This is a genomic window from Alteromonas sp. KUL42, assembly GCF_006538325.1.
In the GTDB taxonomy this organism is placed as follows: Bacteria; Pseudomonadota; Gammaproteobacteria; order Enterobacterales; family Alteromonadaceae; genus Alteromonas.
On record NZ_BJKK01000023.1, the window covers coordinates 45,632 to 58,539 of the forward strand.

Annotated in this window: 8 protein-coding genes; 4 read left to right on the forward strand and 4 right to left on the reverse strand. The window is 41.7% G+C overall.

Annotated elements, in window-relative coordinates; translation table 11 throughout:
- Positions 1-167: 167 nt before the first annotated feature.
- Positions 168-2,243, reverse strand: coding sequence for a collagen-like protein (locus EYR97_RS20180; RefSeq protein ID WP_131095561.1), 2,076 nt, complete (start codon positions 2,241-2,243; stop codon positions 168-170).
- Positions 2,244-2,398: 155 nt separating this feature from the next.
- On the reverse strand, positions 2,399-3,814 hold the full coding sequence (gene ffh / locus EYR97_RS20185; RefSeq protein ID WP_131095562.1) for a signal recognition particle protein: 1,416 nt from the start codon (positions 3,812-3,814) through the stop codon (positions 2,399-2,401).
- Between the two features lie 255 nt (positions 3,815-4,069).
- Here ffh and EYR97_RS20190 point away from each other — a divergent pair, with 255 nt between their 5' ends.
- Together EYR97_RS20190 and EYR97_RS20195 are read left to right on the forward strand one after the other, a co-directional pair.
- Complete coding sequence (locus EYR97_RS20190; protein WP_131095563.1) at positions 4,070-4,861, forward strand: inner membrane protein YpjD; 792 nt, start codon at positions 4,070-4,072, stop codon at positions 4,859-4,861.
- A 148-nt stretch (positions 4,862-5,009) separates the two neighbouring features.
- Positions 5,010-6,311 carry an HlyC/CorC family transporter gene (locus EYR97_RS20195; RefSeq protein WP_131095564.1) on the forward strand — a complete coding sequence of 434 codons (1,302 nt, stop codon included), beginning with the start codon at positions 5,010-5,012 and terminating at the stop codon, positions 6,309-6,311.
- Positions 6,312-6,340: 29 nt separating this feature from the next.
- On the opposite strand, the gene EYR97_RS20200 is transcribed toward EYR97_RS20195, so the two are convergent.
- The gene (locus EYR97_RS20200; RefSeq protein WP_131095565.1) at positions 6,341-6,529 is read right to left on the reverse strand and encodes a hypothetical protein; all 189 of its coding nucleotides are present in this window, start codon (positions 6,527-6,529) and stop codon (positions 6,341-6,343) included.
- A gap of 112 nt (positions 6,530-6,641) precedes the next feature.
- On the reverse strand, positions 6,642-7,157 hold the full coding sequence (sixA, locus tag EYR97_RS20205) for a phosphohistidine phosphatase SixA (protein ID WP_242635139.1): 516 nt from the start codon (positions 7,155-7,157) through the stop codon (positions 6,642-6,644).
- Between the two features lie 169 nt (positions 7,158-7,326).
- Between sixA and EYR97_RS20210 the strand changes: the two genes are divergently transcribed.
- Together EYR97_RS20210 and EYR97_RS20215 are read left to right on the forward strand one after the other, a co-directional pair.
- Positions 7,327-10,053 (forward strand): insulinase family protein, encoded by a 2,727-nt coding sequence (locus EYR97_RS20210; protein WP_131095567.1) that lies wholly within the window; start codon positions 7,327-7,329, stop codon positions 10,051-10,053.
- A gap of 313 nt (positions 10,054-10,366) precedes the next feature.
- Positions 10,367-12,908 (forward strand): two-component regulator propeller domain-containing protein (locus EYR97_RS20215; RefSeq protein ID WP_278186759.1); only part of this gene is annotated, 2,542 nt, incomplete at its 3' end.

Below are 12,908 nucleotides of genomic sequence, written 5' to 3' on the forward strand. Positions count from 1 at the left end.
GTGTATTACGAAATGTCGACTTTGCACAGATGCTGCCAATTTTCTTGAACACAAAGCAAACTAAATGAACACAAAAAAGGCGAGTACGCTTTTATACTCGCCTTTTAAAGCTTTAACCCCGCTCTAGAGGGACGATTTCTTCGCACAAAATAAAAGTGCAGAAACCTTTAGTAAATAGGTAATATTGATATAGATTCCGGCGCCGGATACGCCATACTAAAGTCAGGGCTAATATCACCCGATGGAGAATTTAAAATATTGTCGAATCGCATGATTAGCCCGTTAGACTTTTCTGCGATGTAAACATTGCCATTTGTCATCATCAAATCCACAGGGTTCCCTAACATTGAGTTAGGCCCTGCAATGTTAACCAATACATCGGTTATACCATCAGCCATTTTCGCGCTACCAATAACATAAAGTTTACCATCTGTGGCGTCGCTGGCACTACCCACATCAGATATTACTAAACTATCACTCTGCGAGTCATAGTCTATACCGTGGATGTTGGTAGGAGCGGTAAATGCCATACCATTCATCGCAGGTATTATTAGTCTATCTTCACCAGTAAGTACCGTCTCGCCACTTTCCATTTTTCTGAGGACTTCGTCAAACACAGCCACACTACCATTGGTCAATGCTGCATAGGCAGTGTCAGTTGTGGGGTCATAATCTACGTCCCATGGGCGAGCACCATTTGACGCTTCAAGCGACAGTAGCGGTGCAACATTGCCCGACGAACATGGAGAGAATACTCTGATGGCTGGTGTTGTTTCATTCACATCGGCAACAAACACAAGACCACTTTCAGAGTGCACATCGAGTCCTTTTGGGGCGATAAGCCCTGTATTATCCCCAGCAATAACATGATCATAACGGGTATCGAAGGGAATGTTACCACGTGAACCTTTTAATCTATTAATTACTAATAGCCCACCTGTCGATGTGGCGGGATCATCAAAGGTTATCACACCATCACCCGACGTAAGATACGCAGCACTCTCAATACTGATACCACTGTCGAATGTATTAAGTTGACTTGATAATGTGGCACTATACTGTGCGACCTGACCTGTCGTAGCAGTTTGTGACGATGGGTTGCTCGATACTGCCACTCCCATTATCGGGGTAGTGGTAATACCGTTATCTGATGCATCCCTCCATGTCGTCAGCTCAGTAAATTCAGCAATGGACTCAGGCTTGATTGTTGAAGTTACTAGCGTTGGGGCTATGTTTCCGTTCTCGCCATTAAATATATTGGAAAAAACCAAAATCGCGTCATTCGATTTTTCAGCAACACGTAAATCCGTGCCAGTAAGTGCGATATCTACAGGATTTCCTAATAAAGAAGCATCGCCACCAATCATTCTGGACGGCACTGTTGCTCCATCGGCACTAGACGCATTTTCAATGACAAAGAGCTGTCCGTCATCCGCCACTGCAGCATCGCCGACATCTGACAAAACAACGCGGTTTGATTTTGCATCATAAACAATACCATGAAGGTTAACTGATAGTTGATTACCCTCTGAATCAGAAGGTACAACCAAGCGCATTACAGCAGGAGCAAAATCACTTGCAGCAAAGTCATCGTAAACAGCGAGAGTGCCGTCGGTTAGGGCCACAAATAATCTATCGGTATTTTCTTCATAGGCAAGATCCCACGGCTTGGCTGTTAGCACCAATTCCGCAATAGGCTCAACATTTCCAGCGGCTTGTCCTCCGAAGACACTCACCTTTTGGCCATTAAAATCAGCAACCATAACTAATCCCGACGTTTGTGCAAAGCCAATTCCTTTAGGATTGACCAAACCGGTATTTGCCCCCGTGATCTGGTGTCCTGCATACATCGAGTAATCTGATGTTCCATCAAAATTACACAGTGAACGTAATACAGGCATATCACTATCGCCAGCCTGTACTAACCTTCCTGATTGAGTATATACCAACCCTTCGTTTGCTCCCGTCATAACTCTTGCAAGTTCATTCGCATTCTGGTCGACGGTAGAAACGGTGTTGCGATTAACATCGCCATTATTAGCAATAAAAAAAGAAGCACTCGCAAAACCAGGCGAGCCATCTTGTCCAGGAGTTCCTGGCTCTCCCGGACTTCCTGGAGCGCCATCCATGCCATTGGTTCCATCAGCGCCATCATCACCATTACAAGCTGACAACGACAAAAGCAGTGCTGCAGTCAACAATGACAACCTGACGTTTTTGTGTGATGTATTTATGTTTCGCATATTCCGTTCCTTACACATTGTTGTAAAAGAGACGCCATGCTATTGACGTCCAGTTCTCACAAGCCAAACGCGCAAGTTACAAAATTGGATGCAAAAAAAACCTCAACGCTTTAATTGTTGAGGTTTTTCTAATAATCATATCAATGTAAGGGGGTTTATCGCGGAGGAAAACCGCCGCCAAATCCACCAGGGCCGCCCGGTCCACCTGGACCTCCGAAACCGCCACCAGGAGGCATCATACCTTTCATCTGGCGCATCATTTTCTTCATACCGCCACCAGACATTTTCTTCATCATTTTTTGCATCTGCGTAAACTGCTTCAAAAGGCGGTTAACATCTTGAATTTGCGTACCCGAGCCTGCGGCAATACGACGCTTGCGAGAGCCTTTAATGATCTCCGGACGAGCACGTTCAGCAGGTGTCATCGAGTTGATAATAGCTTCCATCTGATTGAACTGTTTATCATTTGCCTGATCTTTTATCTTGTCAGACATACCGCCCATGCCAGGTAGCTTATCAAGCATCCCCATCATGCCGCCCATGTTCTTCATTTGCTCAAGTTGATCTTTAAAGTCTTGAAGGTCGAAGCCCTTACCTTTTTGAACTTTCTTCGCCAGTTTTTCCGCTTTTGACTTATCGACTTTGCGCTCTACTTCCTCGATAAGGCTAAGCACATCGCCCATACCTAGTATACGAGAAGCAATACGCTCTGGGTGGAAAGGTTCTAGTGCATCAACCTTCTCCCCCATACCAATGAACTTGATTGGTTTACCAGTAATATGACGAACTGAAAGTGCAGCACCGCCACGGGCATCACCATCAGCTTTGGTCAGAACAACACCGGTCAGTGGCAACGCGTCGTTAAATGCTTTGGCGGTGTTAGCTGCATCCTGACCCGTCATGGCGTCGACCACGAACAATGTCTCTATTGGTTTTACTGCTGCATGCAACTCTTTAATTTCGTCCATCATGTCATTATCAACATGCAAACGGCCGGCTGTATCTACCAGCAATACATCAAAAAAGTGCTTCTTCGCTTCTGCGATTGCATCATTAACAATATCGATGGGCTTTTGCAAAATGGTTGAAGGATGAAACGCAACATTCACTTCACCGGCTAAGGTTTCAAGCTGCTTGATAGCCGCCGGACGATAAACGTCGGCACTGACTACCATTACTTTCTTCTTCTCTCGTTCAGTAAGGAATTTAGCAAGCTTACCGACAGAGGTAGTTTTACCCGCACCTTGAAGACCAGCCATTAAAACAACGGCAGGAGGCTGAGTTGCAAGGTTCAGCTTCTCGTTAGCCTCCCCCATCACCGACTCTAGCTCAGACTGCACTATTTTTATGAAGACTTGGCCCGGTTTAAGGCTTTTCGTTACTTCAGTACCAACTGCACGCTCTTTAACTTGAGCGACAAATGCTTTGACCACAGGTAAAGCAACATCGGCTTCAAGTAACGCCATACGCACTTCGCGTAGCGTTTCTTTTATATTATCTTCTGTAAGACGCCCTTTCCCGCTGACATTGCGTAATGTCTGGCCCAAGCGTTCTGATAAATTCTCAAACATAGTATGAAACTTCTTTTGATTTCAGACGTAATGCCCATATTGTATCTTAAAAGGGCTGTGTAACGTACCCGCAAATGCGTTAAATTTCGAATTTAGTCCATCTGTGTCACACGATAAATAGCAACCTTTTGCCTTGCATCAAGAGATAAAGGCGAAACAAACAAAATCAAGGAGATGGTTGAATTTCCTTGCAAGTTGCAGTATCAATACCGACTCAACGGCGAACGTTATCGCCTATGCATTACAGGAAGCAACATGATCACCCTTTTCGCCATATTTGCTGCACTTTTATATGCCTTCGCAGCTGCGGTACTCATTGGCAAATTTGTTCATCAAGATGGACCCAACAAGCGACTCGGCTTATCGCTCGCTAGCATCGGTGCAATTGCTCATTTGGCATTTTTAACCAATGTCATTATGGTAGCCCCGGGGCAAGATATGAGTGTGACCAATGTATTATCATTAGTTTCTTGGATCATCACTATTTCAATGCTTGTTTTCGCCAGAACAATACCCAACCTCATTTTACTGCCCGTAGTATTTGGATTTGCCAGCTTTACGATATTAGCGTCTACCTTTATTCCGGTGTCTTATATTATGCATATTGAACTGCAACCCGGTTTGGTAGTGCACATAAGTCTATCGTTGTTCGCCTACTGTACATTGGTCATTGCGTTTCTCTATGCATTACAAATGTCCTACATTACCTATCGACTTAAGCAAAAAGGCGCAGCGCTTCTTCATTCATCCCTGCCGCCCTTAATGCTTGTAGAACGTATATTGTTTAAATTGCTCTTGGTGGGGACCGCACTTCTCACTGTTTCTCTCGTTAGTGGATACTTCTTCCTCGACAACATGTTCAACAAAACCTACGCACACAAAACGGTATTATCGATAGCCGCGTTAGTGGTTTTCTTAATACTGCTAGTAGGACAGAAATTGAGAGGTTGGCGAGGCAAACAAGTTATCTCACTTACTGTACTTGGCGTTGTGTTACTGTCGCTGGCATATTTTGGCAGTAAACTCGTACGCGAGCTTATTCTCTAATATCACGCCAAATGCATGAATTGCGTTAATACTATAGATTGATATTTGTTGTTTTCTAAGCAATTAGGTTTATATCGGCAATTTTAGCTTGAAACCGCGACCTCAAATTACTACATTTGAACCCTAGATAAAGACAGGAACCCATTACTTGGACGACATATCAACGAGTACGCTGTTTATCGCACTCGGCGTACTCATATTATTATCTGCGTATTTTTCCAGTTCTGAAACTGGAATGATGTCGATTAACCGCTATCGACTTAAACACCTTCAAAGTGAAGGCAACCGCTCAGCTATTCGCGTTGCAAAACTTCTCGATAGACCAGACCGCCTAATAGGTTTAATCCTCATTGGCAATAACTTAGTTAATATTGCAGCGTCATCCTTAGCAACTATTCTTTGTATAAGATTGTTCGGTGACTATTGGGGGCTCTTTGCCGCCACATTTGGATTAACACTCGTTCTACTCATTTTTGCTGAAGTCACACCCAAAACTTTGGCTGCGCTTTACCCTGAAAAAGTCGCTTTCCCAAGCTCGCTTATTCTACTTCCACTCTTGACGTTACTTTACCCTTTTGTTGCAGCAATTAACGGTATAACCAACGGTATTTTGACACTACTTCGCATTAGCCCATCTAGTGGTAGTGATGACTCATTGAGCCGCGAAGAATTGCGCACTGTAGTGTATGAAGCGGGAACCATGATCCCCAAAAAGCACCAAGATATGCTGGTGAGCATTCTTGACTTAGAGAGCGTTACAGCCGAAGACATCATGGTGCCAAGAGCAGAGATTTTTGCTATCGACATCAATGATGATTGGAAAAAAATTCAAAAGTCACTAACACATGCACAACACACCAGAGTATTACTTTACCGTGACAGTATTGATGATGCGGTAGGGTTTGTTCACGTGCGCGATGCACTTAGACTGCTATCTAAAGATCAATTCACTAAATCAAGTTTGCTACGTGCAGTAAGAGAAATTTATTACACACCAGAATCCACACCTCTTCATACACTCATGTACAAGTTTCAAGCAGAAAAGGAACGTATTGCATTAGTGGTTGATGAGTATGGTGACATCATGGGCTTAGTAACCCTTGAAGACATTCTGGAAGAGATCATCGGTGACTTTACAACAAGTATGGTGCCTGATCATAGCAAAGAAGCCCACGTACAACAGGATGGTTCAGTACTCGTTGACGGAAGTGCCAACGTACGAGAGCTAAATAAAGAGATGGATTGGAATTTACCTACCGAAGGACCGAAAACCCTAAACGGTCTATTATTGGAATATTTGGAAGATATTCCTGAAAACAAGATCAGTGTTCGTTTGGCTGGTTATCCACTTGAAATTGTTGATATTACGGAGAACATGATTAAAACGGTTAGAATTATGCCGGAATATTATGTTGCCCCAAGAGATTCAGGCAACGACAAAGTTAGTTAATAAACCTTTCTTTACTGTAATTTACGACATTAATTCTTTTCAGCTAGGCGCTGTGCTCTATTAGCAAGCGCTCTAGCTTTCGCCGCAGCTACTTTATCTGACAAAACAGATAACTTAGCAATGATATCCTGCGTCTCCTCATCTTCACGTATATCAGCCTCCGCTAAATGCGATTGCAGTGAACGCTTAAGGAGTTCAGGAATAGATTTGCTGTCCATTTCCCAACCCTTCAATAGAATAAACTCTGACACTCTCAGAGAGATCTATCGGCCGCACTTCTACATACTTAACGAATTTTTTCGCGAAATAATGATTTTTATCGAAGGAGTGCTAAAGGCCTTGGTAGTGGGTAACTAATCGACCTTTGTGTTGGCTTAGTGAGTACTGGATGACTGCAATTGATGCCGTTGAGAACAAACTGGTTGTATAGGTATGGCAAAGCTCGTCGACGAGGTAACTTACAAAAGGCATATGACTGACGACCAATAAACTTCGAATTGGCTTTTTGCCATTGGTCGCAGAATGGATTCGCGCATCAATGTAGTCACTGACCAACTTTGGAGAGCCCTCGGGAACAATGTCTTCGTTGCTTTCAACTTTCTCAGCGACAATGTCGGCAGAAACTACGTCGTGTGTCTGCTTTGCTCGTCGATAAGGGCTAACTAACGCTAAATCTACACTTCCATTTGTACAATAATGCTCTTTGAGCCAAATTGCGGCATTCGCGGCTTGTTGCCTGCCCATAGGAGTGAGCTGCCTGCTTTTATCATCTACACGTGGCGATTCCGCCTCACCGTGTCGCATAACAAAAAGATAAATGTCGTCGTTGCTACTTTGACCTGACATAACAATGCGCATAGTATTAATGAAAGTAGCGTAACGATATCAGAGTGGTGTAAGAACAACTAGCGCAAAACGAAGAATAGTGAGAATTTTCGTACATTATTGCTTGTTTTATTAACTTCAACTATACGAGCGTTAACAAAGCAAACGTTCCTAATTAAATTGAGAAAACGTGAGTAACTCCATAAACTTCGAAAATGCACATCATATAATTTTGCCCAATGGCATGCGTGCAATGTTATGCCACACTCCCTCAGCAACGGAATCGTTTGTTTCCATGTCGGTAAGAGCCGGTCATTTTTACGATCCAGATGACTGCCAAGGTTTGGCTCATTTACTTGAGCATATGCTCTTTATGGGCAGTCGTCACTTACCAAAACCCAATGCGATAAACCATTTTATAGAACAACACGGTGGCTCGCTGAACGCGTGGACGGGTACTGAATATGCCAATTATCACTATCATTGCTCTAGCGATGCCATAGCACAAACATTGCCTGCATTTGCAGACATGCTGCGTCAGCCGCTGTTTGAAGAAGACGCGTTAAAAAAAGAAATCAATAATATTCACTCGGAGTTCGAATTTAAGAAAAAAGACGACCTTCGACGTCTATACCAAATTCATAAAGAAACCTGCAACCCTTCTCACCCGTTTGCAAAATTTTCTGTAGGCAATAGTGACACATTCTCTGAGCATGCCATAGACGAATTAAAACGCAGGCTCAGAACTATGCACACTATATTCTATTGCGGAAGTAACATGTGCTTATGCATTGCCAGCCCTATGCCTACTTTGCAACTAGAAGCACTTATAAACCAGTGTTTTGGTTCAATGGAAACAGGAGAGCTTGCCCAAGATGACTGGCCTGCGTTGTACACTCAGAATGAATTGGGCATACAAATAAACATTAATCCATTGCAAAGTGCAAAACGGATGATTGTGACCTTTGCACTTCCAGCATTGCAAAATGACTTTAAATGCAAGCCGCTCAATTATATTAGTCACCTTATCGGAGACGAAGGTGAAGGTAGTCTTTTAGCGTATCTTAAGCAAAAAGATTGGGCGTTGAACCTCATTGCGGGTTCAGGTATCGAAGGTGACCGCTTTAAGGATTTCAATGTCAGCTTTCAGCTAACAAGTAACGGATTAAAAAATAAGTTCGAGGTTGTTAAAGCGCTGTTTAGTTACATTGATTTAATCAAAGAGGGTGCCCATGAAGTATGGCGATACCGGGAGAAAGCACAGCTAAACGCATTGGCCCTTGAATACGAAGAAAGTGTTAAGCCTTTAGGGCTTGTAACTGAGTATGCGCAGCACCAATTTATTTTCTCAGCGAAGGAAGTAAAGCAATTGCGTTCGACCATTGGTAGCTACGATCAAAAAGTGCTAGAGCATGCATTGTCTTTCTTTACACCTAAAAATTTACGTTTAAAAGTTATTTCTAAAGAGGTAAAAACCGACACAATTTGTGCATTTTACAAAGCGGAATATAGTGTAGAAAAAATACACGAAGACTTGCTCAATGTCTTTTCATCGCCGAACGTGATAAGCGCTTTAAAACTACCACCTCCTAACCCTTATTTAGGTGATGAATATCAGCTAATATTACCGGAAACTGGTTTCAATATTCCTAATAAGCTTGTAGATACAGGAGACTATCGTTTTTGGTTTGCTCAAGATCAGCAGTTTCACAGTCCAAAGGGTGATATTTATATATCATTTGATGCCACTAGCTTTTCTGACACTTTAGAAGCCGTTGCAGCAAAACGAATTTGGTTGGGCGCACTCAACGATTATTTACAAGCGAAGTATTATCGAGCAGAAATTGCGGGGTTACACTACAGAATATACGGTCATCAAGCGGGCTTTACACTTCATACCCGAGGCTTTACAAACCAACAAACATTGCTTGCTAGCCAACTTCTGGATGCTGTTACTAGTTACGTTCCAGATGAACGGGCCTTCGAACATCACAAGACACTTCAGATTCAAAGTCTTCAAAATGCACTACTTAACAAGCCAACTAACCGCTTATTTTCGCGGCTAAGTGTATTGATTCAAAGAAATACACAAGCCCCTGTTGAGCTACTCGATATTATTGAAGATATTGACTACGACAAAATGCTCTCATGTCGAGAATCTGCTTTCCGCTGTTACTTTATCGAAGCTTTCATGCATGGAAATTGGGCCAGTGAAGAAGCTAAGTTTTTTGCAGAGAAGATACGTACACTAAATGACAAAGCAGGAGGCGCGCCATTGTCTAGAGCCGTATCCAAGCTTCCTATTGGTGATACGCTCTATCACGAAGTAACATGCGATCACGACGACGCTGCGATTGTTCTTTACTTTCAAGCTCCGACACCGAGCTTAACTGATACTGCACTTTGTATGGTACTTGAGCAGATGTTAGCAGCGCCTTTCTTTAACGCACTGAGAACAGAGCAACAGTTGGGTTATATCGTGGGTACAGGTTACGTACCTCATAACCAACATCCAGGAATGGCTTTTTACATACAAAGCCCACAGTGCAGTCCGAAGCAACTATTAGATGCTACAACAGAATTTCTATTTCAACAGTTAGATGAAATTGAGTTTTATCGCTTTTACTGGCCTACCATTCAACAAAACTTGGTTAAGCAACTAGAAGAACGAGATTTAACCTTATCAATGAAATCTCAACGGTTGTGGGTCAGTTTAGGTACGCAAGACCTAGAGTTTAACCGCAATAGTAAACTTGCTGCGCGCATTAAAACGCTAAGCTTCGAAGAAATACAGGCTTTTGCCGATCAACTGGCTAAACGAGAGCGATGCGGAGAACTCGTATTGTATTCAAGTGGTAAATTTAAGGCTATACCTACTCTGCAGAAGCGAACAATTAACAGTATCGCTGAGTTCTAAAAAAAGATACCTTATTATTTGTAAATATGTTTTGCTGGACTTAGCTCTACACTTCTCATACAAACCAGACTCTCATCACATTAGCGACTGCATATTACTGTTACAGGGACTTAGTAACCAGCAGTATTAATAATGAACCTTATACCTATATAAGCAACACTTTGATTAAGAAGTAAACCATCATTCCGCTTAACTTAAAAAATCCTTGTAGCTATGCCGTTAATTGGGCATATTTGTTCTCTAACCGTTAGGGATGCGGTCGGTAAAATTAAGAACAATAAATAATACTTGGCATTTTCCAGAAGGTGTGTAGGTGCGCTCAACCCTAATTTATTCAATTTTTCTTCTCATTTGTGCCTTCTTGGGCTCATTACTTTCCCCTGCCGCCGCAATAGAAGTGGCTGATCTACATTTTGCTGAATTGAATAAAAGACATGGCTTATCAGACACTGCTGTGCTCGATTTAGTGGAAGATGAAATGGGATATATCTGGTTAGCGACATCAAATGGTCTAAATCGTTATTCTGGATACGATGTCAAACAATATCACCCGAGTGATGTAGACCCAAATTCATTACCCTCAGGATATATACAAACACTTTTTGTCGATTCTTATGGGAAGTTGTGGATTGGGACTCATGCAGGCTTAGCACTCTATCAACCAGAAACAGACGACTTCAAAGTATTTAATAAGAATAATTCCGTAATAAAAACAGAGCTAGTAACTGCGATAACCGAGACAAGAAACGGTGATATTTTATTTGCAGATAGAAAATATCTTTACAAACTAACGCGTAACGAGTCACAAATATCAATCATCTCTCAAGTATTTGATGAAGAAAGCTTCATAAAAGTTATTTTCGAAGAATCAGGCCGTATTTGGGTTGGATCTAACCAGTTTGGCGCTAGACTAATTGACTCTGCCAACTCAAATGTATTTGATCTCAAAAAAGTAAACCCGTGGGGTATCTCTGTTGACGTTAGAGCTCTCCACGACATTAAAGTAATCAATGGTAACTATTGGTTAGCTACTAATGAAGGAATTAAAGTACTTAACTCTAATGGACAAGTATTAAGAGAGTTAACTAATAAAGACTTCGGTATTGATGGTGAAATAAACACATTTTCCTTAAGTTTGGTCGGAGAGAATGTTTGGATAGGCTCTTATAATGGATTATTTTTACTTTCTCATGCTGTTACCGAAGAAATCAATCAAGATTTCAAGCCTGATTTCCTGCATTTAAATGCCGAAACCTATGATGCAACTGGCCTCCCCTCGGCAATTATAATAAAAGTCATGGAAGACCGTACAGGTGTGGTTTGGGCTGCGACATTTAGGCAAGGGGCATTTAGATACCATCCCGAATACGCTACTGTGCACTTTCAGCCAGTTTATAATTCAAGTCGCCATACCGATGATAACTTTTCGACTATTTGGGGATTTGCTGAATCTCAAGACGGCAGTGTTTATTTAATATCTCAGCAAAGAGGAATCGGTAAGATATCTAAGGAAACCGGAGAAGTAGTTTTTTTCGATGTATTCAATGCATATAAGGAATCTATTTCATATTGGGATATTGAGATTGACAGTAACGGACTTTTTTGGGTTGCAACTTCATCAGGCCTTTTGGTTTTCGAAAAGCTAGAAAACGACTTTAAGCTAATAAGACAATTTTTTGAAGGTGCTTTCATAGACCATATTTTTAAAACTGAAAACGCGATATGGCTTCGTTCATCAGATAGTGGGGTTCACTACGTTGATGTAAACAGTGTCGCCAAAAGCCCAACATCTAATGTTCCAACGCGTCTAAACATTAGCGAAGACTATGGCAAAATGTTTGCTATCTACGCAGACGATCAGCAAAGAATTTGGTTCAGAGCCGGTGAGAAGCTAATCATATATTCTTTGAGAAGCAGTAACGTTGTTAGAGTTTTAGATTCTCAAAACGGAATCAATTCACTTGTTTACGGTATCCACGAAACTGACGATGGCTTGTGGTTGACTACACGATCTGATGGGGTCCTGCAGTTTGATAGAAACAGCCTTACGGTAAAAAACAAGCAAGTTAGAAATAACCACAGTGGCTTCATTACTTCAACCACTGCTATTGAAAATAGTATATGGTATTCAGACACTGCAGGGGTTCATAGGGTTCACCTACCTTCCCTTAAAGAATCGGAAAGTATTCCGAACGCACAGCTTGAATACAACTCGTTAGGTGAAGGAGCTGTCATTGCGACTTCCGACGACGTAATTTATTTTGGCGGTAATAGAGGGCTTAATAAGATATCTAAATTAAGCAGAAGCTCCTTAAATGAAAGAGCAACAACCCTGCGGCCTCAACTTTATGAATTTAGCATTTTTGGCTCAGACGCTTATAAAAATAAGTCTCAGCTTAGTGAAGAAGCTCTTCACTCTTTTTCTTCTAAAGAAAATATTACATATAAAGAGAGTATTGAACTTAAACACTACGAATCAAGGTTTAGTGTATCATTTGGGCTTATAAACCCTGTATATCCGAATCAAGTAACCTATCGCTATAAACTTTCCAATGTGGATGAGAACTGGATATATAATGACTCTGAAAGGACCGCTCAATTTAATAATGTTTCATTTGGAAATTATCAATTCGAAGTTCAAGCTAAGGAGCCTGGAAAGCTCTGGTCGCCAAGTAGAAATCTTAATATAGTTGTCAATCGCCCTCCTTGGCTCCATTCAGTGGCTCTTGTATTTTACACACTAATTGCATTGGTCTTTTTGGGTTTTATAATCCGACAATATCAGATAAGAAAGGCGAATCAACTAGCTGTTAAAGAATCAGAAGAACGCTTAAAGCTGACATTATGGAGCTCAG